18 protein-coding genes, 1 tRNA gene and 1 pseudogene are annotated in these 23399 nt (G+C 41.4%); 15 read left to right on the forward strand and 5 right to left on the reverse strand.

The genetic code is table 11. The features are described 5' to 3' along the window. Positions 1 to 25 precede the first annotated feature (25 nt). Both V7K15_RS08595 and moaC read right to left on the reverse strand, forming a co-directional pair. Positions 26 to 1363 carry an ABC transporter ATP-binding protein gene (locus V7K15_RS08595; RefSeq protein ID WP_334904792.1) on the reverse strand — a complete coding sequence of 446 codons (1338 nt, stop codon included), beginning with the start codon at positions 1361 to 1363 and terminating at the stop codon, positions 26 to 28. Positions 1364 to 1502: 139 nt separating this feature from the next. After that, a complete protein-coding gene (moaC, locus tag V7K15_RS08600; protein WP_334904876.1) occupies positions 1503 to 2009 on the reverse strand; it encodes a cyclic pyranopterin monophosphate synthase MoaC in 507 nt (168 codons plus the stop codon). Between the two features lie 37 nt (positions 2010 to 2046). On the opposite strand from moaC, the gene V7K15_RS08605 reads away from it, so the two are divergent. Next, positions 2047 to 2120 (forward strand) — tRNA-Arg (locus V7K15_RS08605). Positions 2121 to 2415: 295 nt separating this feature from the next. Here the strand turns inward: V7K15_RS08605 and V7K15_RS08610 are convergent. Together V7K15_RS08610 and V7K15_RS08615 are read right to left on the reverse strand one after the other, a co-directional pair. Further along, complete coding sequence (locus tag V7K15_RS08610) at positions 2416 to 3429, reverse strand: glycosyltransferase family 2 protein (protein WP_334904794.1); 1014 nt, start codon at positions 3427 to 3429, stop codon at positions 2416 to 2418. A 14-nt stretch (positions 3430 to 3443) separates the two neighbouring features. Next, the gene (locus tag V7K15_RS08615) at positions 3444 to 4148 is read right to left on the reverse strand and encodes a C40 family peptidase (RefSeq protein ID WP_334904796.1); all 705 of its coding nucleotides are present in this window, start codon (positions 4146 to 4148) and stop codon (positions 3444 to 3446) included. 9 nt (positions 4149 to 4157) lie between these two features. On the opposite strand from V7K15_RS08615, the gene V7K15_RS08620 reads away from it, so the two are divergent. The 3 genes from V7K15_RS08620 to V7K15_RS08630 all read left to right on the forward strand — a co-directional run bounded on the left by V7K15_RS08620 (position 4158) and on the right by V7K15_RS08630 (position 6452). Next, positions 4158 to 5093 (forward strand): serine hydrolase, encoded by a 936-nt coding sequence (locus tag V7K15_RS08620; protein WP_334904798.1) that lies wholly within the window; start codon positions 4158 to 4160, stop codon positions 5091 to 5093. A gap of 767 nt (positions 5094 to 5860) precedes the next feature. Beyond that, the gene (locus V7K15_RS08625) at positions 5861 to 6133 is read left to right on the forward strand and encodes a toxin HicA (protein WP_334904800.1); all 273 of its coding nucleotides are present in this window, start codon (positions 5861 to 5863) and stop codon (positions 6131 to 6133) included. Beyond that, positions 6126 to 6452, forward strand: a complete 327-nt coding sequence (locus tag V7K15_RS08630) for a type II toxin-antitoxin system HicB family antitoxin (protein ID WP_334904802.1) — start codon at positions 6126 to 6128, stop codon at positions 6450 to 6452. Before V7K15_RS08625 ends, V7K15_RS08630 begins: the two co-directional genes overlap by 8 nt. Before the next feature lie 37 nt (positions 6453 to 6489). Here V7K15_RS08630 and V7K15_RS08635 read toward each other — a convergent pair whose 3' ends face one another. Then, positions 6490 to 6714: a hypothetical protein gene (locus V7K15_RS08635; RefSeq protein WP_334904804.1), complete on the reverse strand. Its 225-nt coding sequence runs from the start codon at positions 6712 to 6714 to the stop codon at positions 6490 to 6492. Positions 6715 to 6925: 211 nt separating this feature from the next. Between V7K15_RS08635 and V7K15_RS08640 the strand changes: the two genes are divergently transcribed. The 11 genes and pseudogenes from V7K15_RS08640 (at position 6926) to V7K15_RS08690 (ending at position 23307) form a co-directional block, all read left to right on the forward strand. After that, the gene (locus tag V7K15_RS08640; RefSeq protein WP_334904806.1) at positions 6926 to 8545 is read left to right on the forward strand and encodes a Na+/H+ antiporter; all 1620 of its coding nucleotides are present in this window, start codon (positions 6926 to 6928) and stop codon (positions 8543 to 8545) included. Positions 8546 to 8961: 416 nt separating this feature from the next. Then, a complete protein-coding gene (locus V7K15_RS08645; RefSeq protein WP_334904808.1) occupies positions 8962 to 9741 on the forward strand; it encodes an MBL fold metallo-hydrolase in 780 nt (259 codons plus the stop codon). A 280-nt stretch (positions 9742 to 10021) separates the two neighbouring features. Beyond that, positions 10022 to 11077 carry a metal ABC transporter substrate-binding protein gene (locus V7K15_RS08650; protein ID WP_334904810.1) on the forward strand — a complete coding sequence of 352 codons (1056 nt, stop codon included), beginning with the start codon at positions 10022 to 10024 and terminating at the stop codon, positions 11075 to 11077. An 18-nt stretch (positions 11078 to 11095) separates the two neighbouring features. Next, positions 11096 to 11914, forward strand: coding sequence for a metal ABC transporter ATP-binding protein (locus V7K15_RS08655; RefSeq protein ID WP_334904812.1), 819 nt, complete (start codon positions 11096 to 11098; stop codon positions 11912 to 11914). 21 nt (positions 11915 to 11935) lie between these two features. Next, positions 11936 to 12793, forward strand: coding sequence for a metal ABC transporter permease (locus tag V7K15_RS08660; protein WP_334904814.1), 858 nt, complete (start codon positions 11936 to 11938; stop codon positions 12791 to 12793). Positions 12794 to 13076: 283 nt separating this feature from the next. Then, entirely contained in the window at positions 13077 to 13994 is a 918-nt protein-coding gene (locus V7K15_RS08665; RefSeq protein ID WP_334904816.1) for a histone deacetylase family protein, read from the forward strand. Between the two features lie 191 nt (positions 13995 to 14185). Further along, on the forward strand, positions 14186 to 18664 hold the full coding sequence (locus V7K15_RS08670; RefSeq protein ID WP_334904818.1) for a translation initiation factor IF-2 N-terminal domain-containing protein: 4479 nt from the start codon (positions 14186 to 14188) through the stop codon (positions 18662 to 18664). A 453-nt stretch (positions 18665 to 19117) separates the two neighbouring features. Next, positions 19118 to 19834: a cysteine hydrolase family protein gene (locus V7K15_RS08675; RefSeq protein WP_334904820.1), complete on the forward strand. Its 717-nt coding sequence runs from the start codon at positions 19118 to 19120 to the stop codon at positions 19832 to 19834. Positions 19835 to 20090: 256 nt separating this feature from the next. Continuing rightward, on the forward strand, positions 20091 to 20714 hold the full coding sequence (locus V7K15_RS08680) for a Uma2 family endonuclease (RefSeq protein WP_334904822.1): 624 nt from the start codon (positions 20091 to 20093) through the stop codon (positions 20712 to 20714). Between the two features lie 552 nt (positions 20715 to 21266). Further along, positions 21267 to 21509 (forward strand): annotated as a pseudogene (locus tag V7K15_RS08685) (AAA domain-containing protein); the annotation flags it as partial. Further along, a complete protein-coding gene (locus tag V7K15_RS08690) occupies positions 21448 to 23307 on the forward strand; it encodes a hypothetical protein (protein WP_334904826.1) in 1860 nt (619 codons plus the stop codon). The pseudogene V7K15_RS08685 and the gene V7K15_RS08690, both read left to right, overlap by 62 nt. Positions 23308 to 23399 lie beyond the last annotated feature (92 nt).

The raw sequence follows: 23399 nt of genomic DNA on the forward strand, positions 1-23399 counted from the left end.
ATTTACCAATTAGACGCGGATAATTTTAAGGAAATATCGCTAACTCAGTTTCCGGGTCAAAAAAGTGAATTTTCTCTGGATTTAGGGATAACCATAGTTGCTCACCAGGTTGGACAAATCGGTCTGGTGGTATTCGCACTTGTAGGTAATTGGCTGTAGTGGCAGGTTTAGATCCCGGTTCGGCAATCTTAACACTGAGAAAGGAATCGTTGCCGAGATTTTCTACCAAATCTACTTGCACTGGGAGATTTTTGGTGGCAGGCATACTCAAGTTTAAATGTTCTGGCCGAATGCCTAAAATGAGAGTTTTTCGATCATATTTTTGTAGGGCATTTCCCCAGATTTGTGGAAGGGTGAAACGAAACTGCGAATAGGTAATTAACTGCGGCGCATGAAATTCTACAGGAATAAAATTCATCGGTGGTGAACCAATGAACTCTGCTACAAAAAGGTTGGCAGGGCGGTTGTAAAGTTCTAGGGGAGAAGCAACTTGCTGAATTTTACCCTCAGACATAATTGCAATGCGATCGCCCATTGTCATCGCTTCTGTTTGGTCATGGGTAACGTAAATTGTCGTTGTTCCCAATTGGCGCTGCAATTTGACAATTTGGGCGCGGGTTTCCGCCCGCAGTTTGGCATCTAAGTTAGAAAGCGGTTCATCCATTAAAAACACTTGGGGATCTCGCGCGATCGCCCTTCCCAGTGCAACCCGTTGTCTTTGTCCCCCAGAAAGCTGTTTGGGTAAGCGATTCAGCAATGTTTCAATTTGCAACAGTTGAGCAACACTACGCACCTGTTCATCTACGGCTCGTTCTTTGTCAGAAATGTAGTGCAGTCCCTTAGGTAACTTTCTTGTCGCCCCCACAAAAATATTTTCTGCCCACGTCCGAAGATAAGAAGTATTTTCTCCTCTGCTCCCCTGGTTACTGAGCGCAGTCGAAGTATCCTCCTCTGCTCCCATGCTTCCCCTACGGCGTAAGCCAAAGGCGATGTTGTCATACACCGTCATGTGAGGATAGAGGGCGTAATTTTGAAACACCATTGCGATGTCGCGTTCCTTGGGTGGTAGGTCATTGATCAAGCGATCGCCTACCCAGATATTACCGCCAGTCATCACTTCTAACCCGGCGATTAACCTTAACAGGGTGCTTTTACCACAACCAGAAGGACCAACCAGCACCATAAATTCCCCATCTGCGATCGTCAGGTTAATCCGCCGCAAGACGTTGACACTTCCCGCACGCTCTGGCGCTGTATCAGTTTTCTCCCCAAGCGTGAGGGTAGATTGAGTTTGTGAGATCACACTTTCCCCTTGACGCGAGGAAAAACTTTTATAAACGTTTTCTAAAACAACTTGGGACACAACTGTTAATTATTGTCATTGGGTATGGGGCATTGGTCATTAGGTTGAAAAAAAGACAAATGACAAATGACAGTTTAGCGCCCATCATAATACACGTTCAGGCTAACTGAAATTGAATTTTGAATTGAATTTTGAATTATTATTGCTCTGGCGCGGAATAATCTCCTGATTTCCCGCCACTCTTACTGATTAAACGAATCGATTCAATTTGAATCGACTTTTCTAAGGCTTTTGCCATATCGTATAAAGTCAGTGCAGCCACAGAAACGGCAGTTAAGGCTTCCATCTCTACACCAGTTTCAGCTTTGGTTTTGACTGTGGCTTGAATTTGATAACCCGGTAGTTGCGGATCGGGTGTAATCTCAACTGCGATTTTTTGCAAAGGCAAGGGATGACACAGAGGAATTAAAGTGGCTGTTTGCTTGGCTGCCATAATCCCAGCCAATCTTGCAGTTGCTAACACATCTCCTTTTGGCACATTTCCGGCTTGAATGGCAGCGAAGGTGGCTGGCAGCATCCGCACATTGGCCTCGGCTACTGCTTGGCGGATAGTGGGTGCTTTGTCAGACACATCTACCATCTGTGCCTGTCCTTGGTGATCTAGATGGGTTAAGTTGGCAAAATTAGATGGAAAATTATCTTGCATCATTTAGTTAGAACGTGTTAATATAAGTTATTGACAAGGGTGTGTAGCTCAGTGGACTAGAGCACGTGGCTACGGACCACGGTGTCGGGGGTTCGAATCCCTCCTCGCCCGCTTTTGAAAGTTAAGAGTTGAAACTTAGGAGTGAGGAACTTTGATTCTTCACTCCTAGCTTTTAGGGGACTTCCCAATAAAAAAACATCCTCAATTTTCTAGTCGGATAGGTGTCCCCACCCGTCCCATATTTAAGGCGGGCTTTCCTGCCCACCCCACAAGAAGTAGTCGAGTATTTTTTTATTTGGAAGTTCCTTTACCGCATAGGGGGAAAGGGAGCAACTGTTAGGGCTTTCCCTCTCTTTTTCATTAATTCTCAATGCCCAATGCCCAATGCCCAATGACTATTGTTACCTTAGTCAACATTTTTTGCTACCACCTCTCGCACGCGATAGATAGGCCGTCCTTGGGATTCATGGTATGTACGCATGAGCAATTCTGCCAAAAGTCCAAAGCAAAACAACTGCACTCCAGTTACTAGCAGGAGAACTGCTAAAATCAGCAAAGGGCGATTGCCAATCATCTCACCTAAAGCTAATTTAACGAAAGTCAGGTAAATTCCGATCGCAGTCCCTGAAACCATTGAAATCAAGCCCAACAGCCCAAAAACGTGCATCGGGCGGGTAAGGAATTTTTTCATAAACAAAATGGTTAACAAATCCATCAATACCCGGAATGTCCGCCAAATCCCATATTTACTGCTACCAAAGCGACGGGCGTGATGACGCACGGGCATTTCGGTAATTCTAGCTCCTTCGATGTATGCCAAAGCAGGTAAAAATCGGTGTAATTCCCCGTAGAGGTTCATATCTGCCAGCAGTTCGGCACGATAGGCTTTCAGCGAACAGCCATAGTCATGAATATTCACGCTAGTAGTGCGGCGAATTAGCCAATTGGCAATTTTGGAAGGGAGTAACCGATTTACGGCACCATCTTGGCGTTTTTGCCGCCAACCACTTACCAAATCGTAACCATCATCCAGCTTTGCTAATAACATGGGGATATCAGCCGGATCATTCTGGAGATCAGCATCTAAAGTAACGATCGCTTTACCGACTGCATAATGAAACCCAGCAGCCATCGCCGCAGTTTGTCCGTAGTTGCGACGCAAAATCACCGCCTTTAAATCAGTGCGGATTTGCGCTTCTTGCTTGAGAAATTCCCCGGAACCATCTGTAGAACCATCATCCACACAAATGATTTCATAATTTATCTGACTAGAGGATAAAGTAGATGCGATCGCTTCTAGTAAAAGCGGCAAACTTTCCACCTCGTTATGTATCGGCACCACCACCGAAACATCTGGGACAATTGCTGAAATCGCCCCATTTTCCTCAGTCAACCCTTCATAAACCAAGCCACTCCTCATATTCCTCTGCGTCCTCAGCGTCTCTGTGGTTCGTAATTCTTAAAAACTCTGCCAGCACCTCGCAGCTGCTGATAGTACGACTGACTAACCGCATCTCCCTGTTCCGAGAGAATATCAATCCCCATACCATCCCGTCCCTGCTCTTTCCCAGAACTATGGATATAATAACCATCTGCCAAATAAAGTCCGACATGGGTTGCTTTTTGGCTAGTTCCAAAAAATACCAGATCCCCGGCTGCTAATTCTGCAATAGTAATTGGTTGGGTGAATCCTTCCTGTTGATAGGCATCTCTAGGTAGCCAAATACCTACCGAAGCAAACGCCGCCTGCATCAACCCCGAACAGTCATAATTTGGCCCAACCGTACCACCCCAAAGGTAATAATTTGATTGTTGCATCGCTTTTTGGGTAAAGGCGATGACCTCTGGTAGGAGTTTTTTAATCTCAGATTCAGAAAATGTTGCAGCCTGATAAGGTACAGTAGCAGATTGTAATGAATCAAAATCGGAAAGGGATAGCCATCCAGAATAATCATCTTCACATAAATACACCTCAACCACTGAATTTTGATGATTTGATGTTACCCATAAATGTCGCCCAGATGCGGATTGAGTTGCTAAACGTGTACATTCAGGAGAATCATATAAATTTACGTCAGCTAAACACTGATACTCCTCTGATTTGGGATTTGAGACTTGGGATTTTAGATTAAAGGACATTATTAGAGAATGGTTTTTTTTAATAAAGACGAACAACTCGAAAATCTTGGTAATGGCATTTTAGATGCAACTTGGGCAGCATTTCCGACTTTAGCCCGTAATCAAATTGCCCTGACTTGGGTTGTTTACGATCCCCCAGTGCTAGTAAATACTGGTGGTGCGCTGACTCCCAACGCTTTTTGGGATCATCCAGTCCGTGGTTTTACTTATCGCGGTGTTGAGCGAATTTATCCCGCCAGTGTAGTCAAGCTATTTTATCTGGTGGCGGTAAACGAATGGTTAGAAAAAGGTATGCTCCAGCAGACTTCCAAGGAGTTGGAGCGAGCCTTGCGGGATATGATTGTAGATTCTAGTAATGATGCTACTAACTTGGTTGTGGATATTCTCAGTGGCACCACTTCCGGGCCAGAATTACCAACCGGTCCTTTTGAAACCTGGAAATATCAGCGTAATATTGTTAACCGTTATTACCAAACTTTGGGTTGGGAAGAAATGGAGACGATTAACGTCTGTCAAAAAACTTGGGGTGATGGCCCCTATGGACGAGAACGGGCGTTTGTGGGAGAGTTACTGGAAAATCGTAATATGGTGACAACAAATGCGATCGCCAAGTTACTGCATAGTATTGTAGGTGGGGTGGCGGTTTCAAGTGGGCGATCGCAAGCAATGATGGCTTTGCTCAAACGTCCTCTCAACGATTTGTCCTCTGACGGCGAGGAAAATCAGATTACAGGTTTTTTAGGCGGTGGACTGACTGAAAATGCTCAAATTTGGTCAAAAGCAGGTTGGACAAGTCAAGTTCGCCATGATGCTGCGTATATTGAGATACCAAATCAGCGCCCTTACCTTTTAGTGGTATTTACTGAAGGTAAAGCGCAGGCTAAGAGTCAGGCTATTTTACCCTTTGTTTCTAAACTAGTTGCCGAAGCGATCGCTAGTCTATGATCTACTGCGATGCGATCGCCAGAATACCTATTTCTTCCTTTGCGTTCTTCTCTAACGAGACCCTACGCGTTGGCGGAAGCCTCTCGCAGAGAATGCGGTTCGTTAAGGAATAGGAATTAAATAATATACAATTTATGTCCCTGGCTTACCTCACCCTCAATCCCTCTCCGATATATTGGAGAGGGAAGCTAGAGATAGGATGAAGTTTTGTATTTTATTTAATCCACGTTCCTAAACAAGTAACTTTTACGGAGTTCAATCACTCATTAATGACTCCCGGTTCGCGCATTTTAAATTGAATTAGAAAAAAGCTGAAGGATTTAATATGGGTTCCAGCCTGTAATACAAATGTACACTCGTTCTGACTTGGCGCGATGCCCCAAGGGGGCTGCCAAGGGCATCGCATAAAAATAGAGTTTTTAGAGCCGGGTGGTAGTTCAAGGTAAATTTAGGGAAATCGCTAAAACCATTACCACACCCAGATTTTCTGTTTTTCGGCAATTTATCGAACTCCAAAAAAATCAGCTGGGAGTAATGAAGTACAAGAAAGCAAAATCTCTCTTTTTCATCAGAGAGTATTTTGCAATGAATAGGCTGAAACCTGTATCTAATAAAGATTTTCCAACCATTGACACTAAAATAGTCATCATGCTTGACATAGTATCAATATTGATACTATTATTAATTTAACGCTAAAACCAAGTTGCTTTTAATCTGTCATTTCGTAGACACGTTCTACTCATTGACTACAACTTGGTATAAAACGTATGTCACAAATAGAAAAACTCGTTGCTAAATTAAAGAAAAATCCTCAGAATGTAAACTTTACCGATTTAATGAAGGTTTGCAATCACTACTTTGGAGAACCCAGACAACAAGGAACGAGCCATTGTGTCTATAAAATGCCCTGGTCTGGAGATCCACGTATAAACATTCAAGAAAAGAATGGAAAAGCTAAGGATTATCAAGTTAAGCAGGTTATAGAGGCAATTGAAAAATTAGAAGCGATTGAAGAATTTGAGGAAACGAAAGATGATTAACTACGACCACTACACCTATAAAGTTACTTGGTCAAGGGAAGATGAAGAATTTGTAGGATTGTGCGTTGAATTTCCTAGTCTATCTTTTATCGATAAAAATCGTAATACAGCACTCGAAGGTATTACAGACTTGGTAAAAGATGTAGTAGCTGATATGGAAGCGAATGATGAAACTATTCCAGAACCGATTTCAGAAAAAAATTACAGTGGTAAATTTGTAGTTCGTATACCTCCAGAACATCATCGTAGACTAGCTATAGAAGCAGCAGAGCAAAAAATTAGCTTAAATCGCTATGTCAGCCTTAAACTTGCGTGTTAAAGTTTTCGCTTTATCTATCCCAACGCCCTACAGCCCGTCATATCCAATCAATCGAAACTACCCATAATTGTCTTTGTAACCCCGTAGCACTTCTTATAGCTACGGGGTTTTGCATTGGTGCTTGAGTGCGATCGCTCTTGAGTGTAGCGATCGCTATAAACAGATTACTTGTTGAAAACGGCTCAAGTCCTTTTGTATTCTGGTTTAAGGTAGATGTCGTTAAACTACCAAATACCGACTTTTCAGCAATGGACGACAGCATGAGTCACCAGAGCGGCTTAGTTTAACTCAATATTATTAATAGCGATTATTACCACTTCTGAGGCTAAATATAGGAGCCGAAATTTGTCTAACGGGACTTAAACATTTTTGAGGTCAAAACAAGCGTCAAACCCTTGTAGGGAAAGGGAAATACACCAAATACCCAAAAAAACCTGAAAATAGCTGTAGTCTAACACTTCAACATTCACTCGATGCAAGGCATTTTCATTCAATATATTTGCCTGATCTTGATCATTCTCGGACTGGTCATGATCGCCGATAAGCTGCGATTGGCTTACCCGATCGTACTCGTATTGGGCGGACTCGCGCTGAGTTTCATTGCTCAGTTTTCAAATATCACCATTAACCCAGAGCTAGTTTTCCTTATGTTCCTTCCGCCCCTGCTTTATGAAGCTGCGTGGCAAGTATCGTGGAAAGAATTCCGCAAATGGCGAGGGCTAATCATCGGGTTTGCTTTTCGCATCGTCATCTTAACGTCGTGCGTGATCGCAGTTGTCTCAAGCGCGATCATTCCCGGTTTTACTTTAGCACTGGGCTTTCTTTTGGGTGGCATTATCTCTCCGCCTGATGCCGTTTCCGCGACGACGATCATGCGAGGGGTCAACGCGCCGAAATCGCTAGTCAGCATTGTCGAAGGCGAAAGTCTGCTTAACGATGCCTCGTCGCTGATCGTGTTTCGCTTTGCATTGGCGGCAGTCCTCACCGGACAGTTCCAATTTCATCAGGCTGCCGTCAACTTCGTTCTCGTTATTTTAATCGGAATTCTGATCGGACTCGTTGTCGGATTGATTTTCTACGGCATTCATCGTTTATTACCCACAACCTCCAGCATCGAAATCGTTTTAACACTGGTCACGCCCTACTGTATGTATTATGTTGCCGAACACTTCCATGTTTCGGGCGTGCTAGCGGTCGTCAGTGGTGGACTGCTCTTATCCAGCAAGCGCAATAGTTTGCTGACTTATCGGAGCCGGGTTGAGGGTTTAAATGTATGGAATAATCTGGTTTTTATCTTGAACGGGTTGATTTTTTTGCTCATCGGACTCGAATTACCGTTTATCACTCGGCACCTTGGTAACATTAGTTTAGGCAGTGCCGTTTGGTATGGATTGATCATCGCTTTCGTGCTGATTGTCACCAGGCTACTTTGCACCTTAGGAACTTCTGTTTTGATGAGAGTCATGAGCCGTTTTATCCCGGTGTCAGACCCGAATCCAGGATGGAGAGGGCCGCTGATTTTCGGCTGGGCAGGAATGCGCGGTGTGGTATCGCTGGCATCCGCACTTTCCATCCCGTTCCTCACTCAAGCAGGACAGCCGTTTCCCTACCGCGACCTTATTCTTTTTATCACGTTTATCGTCATTCTAATCACCCTGGTTTTTCAAGGATTAACGCTTCCCTGGCTGATCCGCAAAGTGAACCTCAAAGATAGGTTCACGCTCATCCCTCAACAGCAGCAGGAGATCATCATTCAAAATAAATTAGCACTGGCTTCGCTGAGATTTCTGGAAGAAAAATATGGTGGAGAGCGTGCGCGAAACGAACACTTGGATAATCTGTTCTCGAAGCTCGAAATTGATCTGAAGTTTTTTGAGCGCGAACTCTCTGAATCAAATCTCGCTTGGCAAAACTCATTAAAGGCATATCAATCCATTTACCTGGAAGTGCTAGAGCAACGACGAGAGTTACTGAACAAAATGAATCGCCGTGCCGAGTTTGATGAAGAGTTGATCAGGAAGTATTTTTTATTGATCGACGTGGAAGAATTCAAAATCCGGGAGATAGGTTCACAGGAATCCGGCACCGAGTAAGGAGAGATAAGCAACAACACCAGAGGAAAAGTCGCCATCACGGGCGCGAGTAACGTGATGGCGAGACAACGCTTTATTCAGGTATTTTTCTAAGAACTTTTCATAAAATGATGCCAGCTAAATTCGGAGAAAAAACCAAAAGAATAATCTATTTAAATATCACAAATCACCCCAATCAAAATTCAGGAAGCGTCGAGCATCCAGCTTGGTATATTTTTCAGTGTGTTTGATATCGCAGTGTCCGAGAAAGTTTTGGATTTCCCTGGTGTTGTAGAGCGAACCGGGAGTAATGAGGATCGACTACTCATTAATGGTATAAGATGCGAGGCATATTTAATACAACCTGTTGCAAAGCTGTGGCTACTCTAGCTGTATACGCTTGATAATGAAGATAGGCGTTATCTTCACATAAGTTTATGTTCTTAACTTGGTTAGACAGCAATAGTTGGTTACTGGAAATCGGCGGAAAACGAATATTAATTGACCCTTGGCTGATTGGTTCGTTAATTTTCAGCAATTTGGATTGGTTCTTTAAAGGTTCGCGATCGCAAAATCGTCCAATACCAGATAATATTGATTTGATCCTGCTGTCTCAAGGTTTAGAAGACCACGCTCACCCACCAACACTTAAATTACTTGATCACAGCATCAAGGTTGTAGCTTCTCCCAATGCAGCCAAAGTAGTACAGCAGTTAGGTTACACCCAAGTAACTACTCTGGCTCATGGTGAAACTTTCACTTTAAATAATCAAGTTGAAATCAAGGCTTTCCCCGGCTCACCCGTTGGACCGACTCTGGTAGAAAATAGTTATCTCCTCAAAGAATTGGAGAGTAGTTTAACCGTATACTACGAACCTCATGGGTATCATTCACCGCAACTTAAGCAGGCTGCACCAGTTGATGTGGTGATTACACCATTTGTTGACTTAACACTGCCTTTGCTTGGGCCTTTTATTAAAGGAGGAAATAGCGCTTTGGAAGTGGTAAAGTTGTTAAAACCTCAAGTAATATTACCTACAGCAGCTGGAGGAGATGTGGTGTTTGAAGGATTGATCACGAAACTCCTTCAGACTAAAGGAAGTGCTGAAGAATTTCGTTCGCTAGTAGAGAAAAATAATCTTTCGACGCGGGTACTTGAGCCGAAACCAGGCGATCGCTTTGAACTACCATTAGAAAAGCGAGCATTAACAATCTAAATAATCAGCAAATCTGATCAAATAAATGCCCAGGTGTCGCCAATCTCTTCGGGAGGTTGGCGTTTCCGTAATTATCCGTAGATTTAACGATAACTGTATATGGTTAGGCATTTATTTGCAAAACATGTTCACCCTGGATTTATCCAATTCCGGTTAAGTAGGATCTTAGGTAAAAAAAATCTAAAAATTAACCGAAAATACCCGGAGGGGGCATTGCATCTTGATCACAGCAAAAGGTCTAATCAAAGATTGATCCTTTAATTTAGAAGCCTTGAGTGTAATGAAGAACCTCACCGGATTGCTATTTGTACTTAGCTTCATCATAGTAGCTTGCAGTCCATCTCCAGATAAAACCCTGTCTTCCAACCCGGAAGTAAAAACTACTCCAGTTCAAGTAGGAGAGCAAAAGACACAAAGTAAGCTTTTAGTTGTCACCACAGTTGCACCTTTAACGAATATTGTGAGTAACATTGCAGGCGATCGCTTAGAAGTTAAGGGTATTATTCCAGAAGGAACTGACTCTCATACCTTTGAACCTCGTCCTAGCGATGCTGATTTGCTATCAAAAGCTAATCTAATCATCGCCAACGGGTTGCATTTGGAATCCCCCACAGAAAAACTAGCAAACGCCTCAAAACCCAAAGAAACTAAAATCTTTGAACTAGGCAGTAAAACTATTACCAAAGAGCAATGGCTTTTCGACTTCAGCTTTCCTAAAGAAAAGGGTGATCCCAATCCTCATCTGTGGGTAAACCCCAAATATGCTGAGGCTTACGCCAAACTAGCCGCCGAACAGTTAACCACCTTAGATCCTGCCGGCAAAGACTACTACGCAACTAATCTGAAAAATTATTTACAACGTCTGGATGCCCTAGATAAAGCAACACGGGAAATCGTCGCCAGTATCCCCGCCAAAAACCGTAAACTTTTGACTTACCACGATTCTTGGGCGTATTGGGCTAGAGAGTATGGTTTTCAAGTAATTGGGGCGATTCAACCTTCAGATTTCAAAGAACCATCCGCGAAAGATGTATCAAAGCTAATTGACCAAATTCGGAAAGTAAGTGTCCCAGCAATTTTTGGTTCTGAAGTCTACCCCAGCAAGGTAGAAGAACAAATTGCCCGCGAAGCGAAGGTAAAAACAGCTAACACTGCCGATGATGAGTTACCAGGGAAGGGTTCAGCCAATGCAATTGAAAACACTAATCCTGAGCATACTTATATTGGCATGATGGCTAACAATATGCGGATTATCGCCTCTAATTTGGGAGGAAATGCTAATTTGGTGAAGAATTTGAACACTGGAAATGTTGTTGGGCCAACAGCAAGCAAGTAGGATCAATAGAATAAGTATATGCAACCAATACTTGAAGTTAGAAATTTAACCTGTGGTTATCAAACCCAGGCAGTGTTTAAGGATGTTAATTTGACGCTTTACCCTGGTCAACTTACTGGCTTGGTCGGGCCTTCTGGCAGTGGTAAAAGCACTTTAATCAGAGCGATTTTAGGACTAGTTCCTCCTTGGGGTGGAGAGATTTGGTTTCGAGGAAAGCGCTTAAAGCCAGGAGTACCACCGCCTTTGGTAGGCTATGTGCCGCAGGTGGAAACGGTGGATTGGACTTTTCCAGTTACGGCTTTGGAAGTGGTGATGATGGGGCGTTACCAAAAGCAGAAGATGTTGCCTTGGTCTTCGCGGCGCGATCGCCAAATTGCCCGCGAACTCCTAGAACGTGTTGGAGTTGCCCATGTTGCCCATCAACCTATTGGTAATCTATCTGGTGGGCAACAGCAAAGGGTTTTCATTGCCCGTGCTTTAGTCGGAGAACCAGAAATAGTTCTTCTAGATGAACCCACCAGTAGTTCCGACTTGCACGTTCAACACGAACTATTGCACCTATTGGCTGATTTGAATCAGCAAGGCTTGACAATTATCCTCTCCACCCATGACCTCAACTCGGTAGCGACTCATTTACCTTGGGTGGTGTGTTTCAACCAGGGTTTAATTTGCCAAGGTCAACCTATCGATGTCTTCACTCCGGCAAATCTTGAACTGACTTTTGGTGGAGAAATGGTCGTTTTTTACGAAGAAGACCGAATCTTGATCGCTAGCGGCGGTACTTCCCTACGTCATCAAATGCAAGACAACTTGCCACAAGTATTGCGTGTAACATAACTCTGCTACTTTCATCAAAATATGGATTTATTACTAGCTCCGTTTCGCTACGAATTTTTTAGTCGTGCCATTTTAGTAGGCATGATGGCGGGGCTATTATGCGGCATTATGGGAGTTTATATTACAACTCGCAGGATGAGTTACATTGCCCACGGTTTATCTCATGCAATTTTGGGGGGAGCCGTGATGAGTTATGTATTGGGCTTGAATTTCTATATTGGCTCTGGGATTTGGGGTTTTGCAGCCGCCCTGCTGATTCAATATTTGACAGGACGCAAAATCTACTCGGATGCAGCTATTGGAATTGTGACAACTGCTAGCTTTGCTTTGGGAGTAGCTGTGATCAGTAGCTATCGCCAGTTTAGCCAAAACTTTGAAGCCGCTTTGTTTGGCAATGTGTTGGGCGTTTCCCCTAATGATTTGTGGGTAGTTACTGGTGTGACGATGGTCTTACTCAGTCTAGTTTTCTTGTTTTATCGCCCGTTGCTATTTTGGTGTTTTGATCGGGAAGTTGCCCAAGTTCATGGAGTACCCATTTTTGCAATGGATACTTTATTTGCTTTGATGTTGGCGACTTTACTGGTGGCGACACTAAACGTTTTGGGGGTAACACTAATTATTTCAGCAGTAGTGATTCCAGCATCAATTGCCCGATTAGTGAGCGATCGCTTTGGTTATGTAATGATTCTTTCCGGGATTTTAGGATCGGCGATTTCCTTTGTCGGTATTTACCTCAGCTACTATCTCGACATTGCCTCTGGAGCTAGTGTAGTGCTGCTGTCAACCGCCATATTTGCCTGCGTGTTGCTCACCAAAAATCTGCAAGGACGATATAATAAACGCCGTGTCCCTCCCCTCTCAACAAAACACCTCCCTTAGTACAGAATTTTATTAATTCATAACGAATCTAGCGCTCAAACTTTGCGTCCCTCTACGTTTAAAAAAGCTACGAACTTATGCAAAGCCGTACTTAGCAAAAGTTAGGGACTGACAAATAAAAAAATATCCAATTATTTATTGTGGGGTGGGCATCTTGCCCGCCTTTGGTTAGTGGGCGGGCAAGATGCCCACCCCACAAGATTGAATAATTTATTTCTTGGAAATCCCTTAGTCTGGATTTAATGGTGTATTTGGCATCAGACTATGGTTAAAAATTAATAACATGGACTTGCCAATTATTTACCACCCAGATTACGTTGCTCCATTACCTGAAGGGCATCGCTTCCCGATGTCTAAGTTCCGACAACTCTATGAATTGCTGTTAGCTGACGGCGTGGCGCAAACAGAACAATTTCACACGCCCGAACGTCCCCCACGAGAATTGATAGAGTTAGTCCACACTCCAAGCTATGTCCAAGCTTACTGTGAAGGAACTCTAGACCCCAAAGCACAGCGTCGCATTGGTTTACCTTGGAGTCCAGCATTAGCGAATCGTACCTGTGTAGCGGTAGGTGGTACGATACTCACTGCTAAAATGGCATTAAGTCAGGGTTTAGCTTGTAATACTGCTGGTGGCACTCATCATGCCTTTCCCAGTTATGGATCTGGTTTTTGTATTTTCAACGATTTAGCGATCGCCTGTCGCGTTTTACAAAAACTCGGACTTGTCCAAAAAATCTTGATTGTAGATTTAGATGTTCATCAAGGAGACGGCACCGCTTTTATCTTCCAAGACGATGATAGTGTTTTTACTTTCTCTATGCACTGCGAAGTCAATTTCCCTGGTACTAAACAAAACAGCGATTTGGATATTCCTTTACCAGTGGGAATGGAAGATGACGCTTATTTGCAAACTTTAGCGAATTACCTAGCAGATTTATTGTCGAAAGTCAAGCCAGATTTAGTATTTTATGATGCAGGTGTTGATCCTCATATAGGCGATCGCTTGGGCAAATTAGCCCTTACCGATGCTGGGATTTTTCGCCGGGAAATGCAGGTTTTAAGTACCTGTATGAGTAGCGGTTATCCTGTCGCTTGCGTCATTGGCGGCGGTTATGCTGATGATATGAAATCTTTAGTTTGGCGGCATTCCTTGCTGCATCGCGCCGCCAGTGAAGTTTACCAGCAGTACAAACTATAGTCATTAAGTGGGCAGTACTACCCAAAATTTTATGATTTTTATACGCAGATGAACGCAAAGCTACGCAGAGTGTTGCCAAATTTAATTGGTAGCGAATGGGACTAAAATAAGCCTTGCGCTCCTCTGCGCTTACCTCAGCGTCCCTCTGCGTTTAAATTTAAACCCTATTTTGTCAGCAAAGGCATTACTGGATGAACAAAGTTAAACTCAGAATCTACGAACTAGCAAAAGAATTAAATTTAGATAGCAAGAAGCTATTAGTAATTTGCGATCGCCTCAAAATTGCAGTCAAAAGCCATAACAGCAGTATCTCAGAATCCGAGGCAGAACGCATTCGTCTAGAGGCAAACAAACTAACAGCAAAAGCCTCAAAAATTAAAACAAGCTCTGAAGATTGGGGCTATATGTTTATAGCTTCAGCAATTGATAGTTTTATTCGCCATCTTGAAGGTGAAACTGCCCTGAAATCATGTTCTGAATTTAGGGAGCGGCGCGATCGCGCCAATGAGTTAATGTATGAATGTGTCGGTAAAAAACCTTCTCTATTTTATGTGCGTCGCAAGGGTGCAGGGAAAGAGTCAAGAGAAGAAATTTGGGATTTGACAATCGCAACAGACAGCGATGATTTTCAGTTACCCGCAAGACTTGAGAAGCTCAGAAAAACGTTAGGATTTAGAGCGGCTGTATCAAAAGATGGACGTGGCGGCTTAAAAATACTATCGGCTCAGTTGTTACAACCCTCACGGGGACACGCTGATAGTTATGCTGTGCCTTGTCGCTTACGTTTGCTGTCAAATCATCAGCATCATCTCGACATTCCGCCAGCGACATTAAAACGCATCGCCGCCGCGCCAGTTTGTGGCGATCATGTGCCTACAGAAGATCAGCTTAAAGCTTGGAAAGCATTTTTGCAAATTGAGGAAAAAATTGCTAAAGCGCGTCAATTTTGTGTGCGTTATCTAAGTCATAACTATAACTTTAAAAGGCGAATCAGTTTTGAAATTGATGTAACCTCAGCCACCCTTGACGGCTTTTATCAAAATTCCCTCGATGTAGAAAACTTTTGGGAACGAGCAAGACGGACAAAAAACGAAGATTTAAAACTTTTTGAAACTGCTCCCATCGGAAAAAATTGGATTAATGGCCGCCAACTAGGGACTGTTGAAGATGTTGACCCCAACCGTTGTATTATTAGTCTCAGGTTAGAACGCGATTTAGCTGAACACATGGCAGCAGAACGTTATCAATTACCAGCTACCGGATTTTTATGTTTCGAGGCAGTTGGTGATATTCAGCAGATTCAACGTAAGAAAAAAGCTTTAGATGATTTGAATAACGGTTATACCCAGAATCCCTACTTGGGCAACTTTTTATTCGATGCTTCTCAGGCTAGACAAATCAAAACAACTATCGAACTTCAACCACAAGATTTGTTGTTATCTTCTGCTAATGCTGGCCAGAAAGCAGCAGTAGAAAAGGTACTTGCCGCTAAGGATCTTGTTCTCATCCAAGGACCACCGGGTACTGGTAAAACTACCGTAATTGCCGAGATTTGCTATCAAATTGCGCTTCGCGGTGGACGCACTTTAATTGCTTCTCAAGCCAATTTAGCAGTAGATAATGCCCTGAGTCGATTAGTTCACAACCCAGTAATTCGGGCTGTACGCAAGGGGAGAGCCGAAAAAGTTGGGGAAGAAGGACAGCCATTTTTAGAAGATCAAGTGATTGGCAGATGGCTAGAAAATACAGCGAATGATTGCGAAAACAATCTTACTCAACGGCTCGAAAATATCGAAATTTTCAGTCAATTAGTGGGATCATCGCCAAGATTCACAGCCTACTTACAAGCCGAGGAAGAATTTAATCAGCAACAAAATAAATTCTATAAAAACAAGCTAAAAATAGAGGCAAGTTTTAAAAATCAAGAAATATCTTACAACGAAACCGTAGGCAAACAAAATGAGGTTGAATCACTAATTGCAGGTTTAGAAAATATCCTAAATACTGCACCAAATGTCAGATGGGAATCTCCAGAAGTTACAGATTTTTTGCCACTTCTTAAGCCGTATACAGAAGGCAACACTTTAGTAGAAGAATTTTTAGCAAATGTTCGTAAAGCCATCAAATATACTGAAGAACTTGGCTTGGTGCTACCGACGGTTGGTGCTTTTGGTTTAGCGGTTTGGTTGTGTGAAACTGTAGCAACAGAAATTTCTGAATTTAAAACTGCTTTTACTCATGCTCAAGATGCAAGTGAAGCCATATCAGAAGTTGCAGCGCGGGTACAGGTTGTTAAACAGAATTTCGCCTCGTTAAATCAGCTACAACCAGATTATCAGCAATATCTTACCAAGCTGCAAAACCTACAGCAAACAATCCAGATTTGGCAAAACCGTAAACGAGAAATTGATTATATTATCTCAGCAGTTAAGGAATGGAAGTCTAGAGCATTTTCACATCTGTATCAAACCTTGAAAGAATGTCATCAATCAGGTTTACCACTAACAGAAAATTTAGTAGACTTACCACTAGGTTTGTTGATGTTTGCTAATACCTTAAAATTACCAATAGTACCAAAAGCTTACAATATTAACCTACCAGACTGGGAGCTATTGGCAAAAGCGATCGCTTATGAAATAGACGGAGGTTTTACTGATAGGCGGGGTAAACAGCATAATTTTAGCTATTTTTTACAACAAAATTTTAGTCAGATGCCAATGGTGCTATCAAAGTGCGATGGCATCCAATGGCATGAAACTTATCAACAGTTTAACAATTATCAACTACTTACCACAAAACAGCGAAAATTACTAGTTGAGAATACCCAGGTTTTTTTAATTAGAATGCAAAAAACCTATGGTGCATCATGGGAATGGAATAACATTGATTCTACTCTCACCCAGCTTACACAAGAATTGCTCGATACTATCCTTATAAATGCGCGTCAATGCGTTTTAAAAGTAAAAACGGAAACTGAACAACAGCTTCAGCATCTACAACGACAATTAAATGAACTTCAGAAAAATGAAATCAGCCAACAGCAAATATCCATTACTCAAGCTGAAGTAGAAAAAGCGCAACAGGATGCTAATTTGCAACTTGGACAAGTTATAAATATCTTACAAAAACTGAATCAAAAAAATATATTTGCTCAATTACGCATTCTAGTTGAAAAATATCTCACAACACAATCATATATTTGGGAGCAACCGCAAGAATTCTCAAATCAATTCAATTATTGGGTAACTTGCATCAGTCAACTTGAAATATTAATTTCATCCTTGGAACCTTTTGCTGTGTTGAAGGTGATCAAACATTCTCTAAATGAGGATTTATCAAAACTAAAACAAGAAACTGAAACTTCTCTACAGCAGCTTCAGAAATTACAAATTTATCTCCGCGAAGTAGAAGAGAAATTACAACCACAACCATCACAAAATTTAATATTAGAAAGAACTTGGTGGTTGACAGAATGGCAAAGAATACCGGATAAATTTAAACCAGAAAAATTTGCTGATGACTTATTTAATCTAGAGTTATTGCGCGGTCTTAATATTCAGTTTGAATCTTGGCAACAGCAACTCGAAAATGAAGAAAATTATCTCAAAAAATATCAGAATTTTGTTCAAGATTGGATAGGAAAATTAAGAAATCCAACTGAAGGCGACCGCGATGATTTAAGACGCATTTATTTAGATAATGCCAATGTTGTTGGTATCACCTGTGTTCAAGCTGCAAATAGAGGTTTTTCGGAAGAATTCAAATCCTTTGATGTCGTCATCATTGATGAGGTTAGTAAGTGTACTCCACCAGAGTTATTAATTCCAGCTTTGAAAGGCAAAAAGTTAGTCATGGTAGGTGATCATCGGCAATTACCACCCATGCTTGATACTAGCACTTTAGAAGAAGTTGCTCAAACCATTGGTAATACACGAGAAGAACTACAATTCTTAGAAGAATCACTGTTTAAAAGTCAGTTTGAATCTGCTGATGAAAGCATCAAACAAATGCTAACTACACAATATCGAATGCATCCATTTATTATGGGAGCAATCAATCAATTTTATGACGGTAAACTAGAATCTGGTATTTTGGAGCCGGATACAAAACGCGCACATCATTTAGCAAGCGAAATCATCCAAGAATCTCAGCATCTTATTTGGGTAAAAACGCCGATTGAAAATCAGTTTTTAGAGCAACGAAATGGAACTTCTTACTTTAATACTCCAGAAATTGATGCGATTGAACGTCTGTGTCAGCAGTTTGAGACTACTTGGGCTTCTAGAGTTGCTAATGGTGAACCAAAAAAAGAAATTGCCGTAATTACATTTTATGGCGCTCAATTAAGAAAAATCGATGAACGTCTGCAATCTGAACTCTTCCCTTCACTAGAAATTCGTACTGGTACAGTAGACAGATTTCAAGGTATGGAAAGACCTGTTGTAATTGTTAGCATGGTTCGCAACAATAGTAAAGCAGATGTGGGATTTGCTAAGAAACCAGAACGGGTAAATGTTGCATTTTCTCGCGCTCAAGAACTACTAATAATTGTGGGTTGTCATAATTTATTTACCCATCAATCAGGTAAAGTCGGAAGTATGTATTCCGAAGTTTCAAATATTGTCAGTCTTCATGGAGGTTTCGTTGATGTTTATCGCCTCTTCAGCTAAACCAATTGATGACAATCTCAAGAATTGTGTAACTGAAATCTTGCACCAGTTCCAACAATCGCCTCAGAATGAATTCTGAGGCTAATAGCTAAAGTTTTCTAAAGAAGACTGAGGAGTGGAGTTGAGCTATCAGCCCATAATGTTAATAAATATATTATTAATCAGTATAGTTCTTTACTTAGAAAACAATCAAGCTGTACTCTTTTTAATTATCATTATCATACAATTTTTTGACAGCTTATAATATCAGCAGCATCTCACAAAATGTTACTTGTGTAACCCTAAATACATATAGCATCATCTGGTATAGAAACTATGTAGACAATCGTGTAGAAACAAGGGTGAGCTATCAAACCCGAATGACCTTTTACCTCCTTATCTTGCACTGGAATATACTTCTTTGGTCTGATAATCTAGAGACTGTCACCTTTTCTTTCTTTTTCAGCAACCCCTATGTTAGAAAATAGAATCAATAGAAGAAATGTTCTTCACGGTGCTATCACCTTGACAGGAACATTGCCAACTGTCCAACTTGCCTCCGCTATGAAAGTACAGGCGCAGTCTACTTCATTAAGTCAACGTAAAGGGATTTTGTTAGCGGTAGATTTACAAAATGGTTTTTTTATCACACCTGAATGTGAAGCGGTTGTACCAAAGGTAGTTAATAATGCTAGTAAGTTTCATCAGGTTTGGGCAACTCGCTTTTTTAACCGGAATCCTAACTTTTCACGTCAACTCAACTGGAACGAGATGGTGTCAGGACAGGAAACAGAGCTTTCTAAAATCTTAATTCCGGTTGTCAGCAAAACGTTTAATAAACCTTCATATTCTCCAATTTTACCTACCTTGCTCCAAGTAAATCTTATATCCCGTTTTCTTTTTTCTCATGCTCATGCTGCTACTTCTTTTGTGATGTCATCTGCCCTACTCCAAGCACTGCAAAATAATGCTATTACTACAGTCGCAGTGTGTGGAGTTGATACAGATGCTTGTGTAATGGCTACAGCTTTAGGACTCTTTGATGCTGGATTTGAGACGTTCGTAGTATCAGATGGTTGTGCTTCTAGTGGTGGGCAGGAATATCATGAAGCGGCGATTAAGATATTGAAACGCAATATTGGAGAGAAATATGTGATTTCTTTTAGCGAATTACCTGCAATGTTGTCTTAGTGTATAAGAGACTATTTGAAAAGTTATGAGCGGTGAAAATTTATGCTAAACGCTTCACCATGATGCAAATCATAGCAAGATAGATACTCGAATTATTTGAAAAGTTGTTTTGTTGTTAATTAAAGGCTTAGGTGAGAAACAGCAAATATAAAAAGGTGAGAAAAAATAATTTTTAAGCTCCTAGAAAGAAGTTACAATTAACAAACTGCCCTCCAAAACTGATTATTTCTCATTTAGAAACAGACTGGAGACTTTTATGACCCCAGCAGCGATGTCTGACGACAAGCCGCAAAGCGTCTACGCTACACCCACAAAAGAATCACCCCTTTTGTTTGAAGGACTGACTTGGAGAGAATTCAAAGCAGTTGAGCAGTTATTAGACCGTCCAGGATATCGGCTGTCTTTCCTGGATGGTGTTTTGGAGATCCGAAGAATGCCTGGAGAACCCCACGAAACTGTTAAGAAGAGAATTGCCGCATTGTTAGAACTTTACCTGCTCATGGCAGGGTTTGACTTTACTCCAACTGGATCAATGACCTTAGAAAGTGAATCGGGTGCTGTCAAGCCAGAGGTGGATGAATCTTATAAACTTGTCCCTGGTCCGGTGCGTCCCGATTTGGCGATCGAGGTGGTGTTTACCACTGCCGGTATCAACAAACTGGAGGCATACAAGCGGCTGTTGATTCCAGAAGTGTGGTTCTGGGAAGATGGAGTGTTAGAAGTTTATCACCTGCAAAAAGAAGGCAACGCACTTCAGTATGAAAGGGTTTCTAGTAGTGATGAGGTTAAAGGGATCAATCTGGATTTGTTGTTACGCTGCATTAATATGGTGAATCATGTTGATGCCATCAAGACTTTTCAGCAGGCGCTTCACAAATAGCTAGCGATTTCTGCTAAACCTATTAAGAATAATCTCAATAATTTGGTATATAAAATTGAGGCAATATACTGGACAAATTAGCCATCACCAAAGCTAACATTTTTCGTTCTAAATTTCTGTTTTGAGTGACTGTGTAGTATTGACAATACAACAGTAGATAGTAATTTTATTTGATTTGTGAAAATTGAAAAGCTTAGATTACCGACTTCTTTAAGAAGTCGGTAATTTTATTGTTGGTGGGCAATACTACCCCAAATAAGCAAAGCAGCAGAAGTTGAAGATGTTGTTCCTTGCCAGCATTTGGGAATACTAGACTTAGTGGGACTTATACCATTTCTTTTTGAAGATGCACCTATGGGACTTACCCAAAACTGTGCTGTAGGGGCAATACCCTCCGGGAAGCTAAAGCTACATGAATTGCCTCTACGTGAATAAAGCGCAGCCTCACATAGAATTGGTATTAGACAAAAAACACCTATAAAAAAGGGTTAAAATTGCACGACCTCTATGACGGTTGGGAGCTTGCAAAAGAGACTTAACGGGAAAAGTCAGATGGAACGACCTGTTGTAATTGTGAGTATGGTTCGTAATAATAGTAGAGGAGATGTGGGATTTGCCAAAAAGCCAGAACGAGTTAACGTTGCTTTTTCCCGCGCTCAAGAATTACTAGTAATTGTGGGTTGTCATTCGCTATTTACCCAGCAGGGTGGACAAGTTGGGAGTATGTACTCCAATGTTTCAAACATCGTGCGTCTACATGGAGCTTTCGTTGATGTTTCTCGGCTCTTCAGCTAAACCTATTGATGACAATCTTAAGAATTTGGTAGACGAAATAGAAGCGCAAAGTTCTAGTTTGTCAGTTTTAGCAGCGCGTCAATTCCGCTATAGCTTGCGCCAAACGCTGGTAGAAGTAAATATCAAAGAACCTCGCCAATTTAACGTACTCGAAGAATTTATTATCCGCGCTGCTATTGAATTTCAACCTCCGCCAACAGAGGATGAATTAGCCTCTGTACTGGGGCTTGATTCTGTATTTATTAAAACTACTACTGCAACTCTTCGGACATTACAAACTCTATCAGCAACATCGCCACTAACAGTCACTCCTGAAGGTCGCTCATTTTATGAAAAAGGGTCTGTACCACAGCCGGCATATCCTATACAAATTTATGCTATTACAGACCCTTTAAGCGACAAGATCACCTTTCAATCTGAATCCTTAAACGAAATAGTGATAAGTTTGCCTGACTTGGCAGACTTTATAACTATTGATCATACAATTACTGATATTTCTTTATTACCGCTTGATGAAATCCAAAAAAGTATTCAGGCTTCAGGTTTAGCACTTCATGTCCCAGAAGAGGGAAAAATTGTTACTTCCTATAAAGTATTAGCTTCGGCTCAAAAAATTTGGAGAAAGATATCGCTTTTCGTTATCTTCGATGCCCTTGAAGAGAAGTTGAGCATCCAAATCAGAAATGGAAAGCAAATTTTAGAGTCAGCATCAAATTGCTTGGAAGTGCTACACGCTGAAGGTAAAATATCTTTGCAAGCATTATGTAAATTGTCAACCGAAACCATCAATTTTGAACGTGAAGTCATTCTCAAGCAAAAAAACACTGAAATAGAGGCTAGACTGGAAAAGATTCGCCAAAAGGCGCTAGAAACTGCCACAAAAGCTGGTAAAAAAGTAGTGGTAGGTGAAGCGGTACAGTTACGCGATGGACAAATTAGCCAAGCTTTTTCAGAAGTTTTAAATTCGGCTAAAAATCAGGTTCTAATTTATTCTCCTTGGGTAAATCAGGCAGTTGTCAATGAAAAATTTATAACTCTGTTACAGAAATTAGCTAATCGCGGAGTTTGGATTTTAATTGGACATGGAATTGCGCGGCGAGAAGAAGATGAAGATAAACCAATTCCACCAGAAGTAGAGAAAAAACTTCGAGCGATAAAAACACCTGATGGTTTACCATCTGTACAGGTTTTTTGGTTGGGAGATTCCCATGTCAAAGAAGTAATAGTTGATCGGGAAATCCATCTTTGTGGATCTCATAACTGGCTATCTTATCGCGGCGACTACCTACCACGAGGCGAGTCAGTTTATAAAGTTGCAATTCCCCATCAAGTTCAGGAAGCTTATGAATTTCTCGCTAATCGCTTCCAAAATCACGCTCAAAAATTATGGGAAAATGCTCTAGAAAACCGCGATTTTCAACTTGCTGTAGAGTCTTTATGTATGTGGGGTGCGCTAGCTATGGAAGATATTGCACTCCAAAAAATACAGCAAAATAACTGGCTGGAACTTCTGCCTGTGTGGTTAAATGTGGCACTTCAGGGGTTAAAGTCCAAGAATATACAAGCTGATTCAACAAGTTTTAAAACTGCACTTTTGTTGCTGAATCAAGTTTCTATTGAAGAAGCTTTTGTTGAATTATTGCAACAGGGATGGCGTAAAGTTATCCGCGCGATCGCTACTAATAATCCTAAAATGGCTTTAAACTTACTTAGTGATGATGTATGGGCGCAGTTTCTACGTCTCAATATTGCCCAAAAGAGTGATTCACCTGCTGATTTTATTCTGTACCTTAATTAACATATATTAGGATATTTTTCATACTTCAATAGTAATAATTTTTTGGAAGACAACTAATAAATCTGTCTTCCTGATTTCGTGTCAGTTGGCAA

Source organism: Nostoc sp. (assembly GCF_036919815.1).
Taxonomy (GTDB): Bacteria; Cyanobacteriota; Cyanobacteriia; order Cyanobacteriales; family Nostocaceae; genus Nostoc.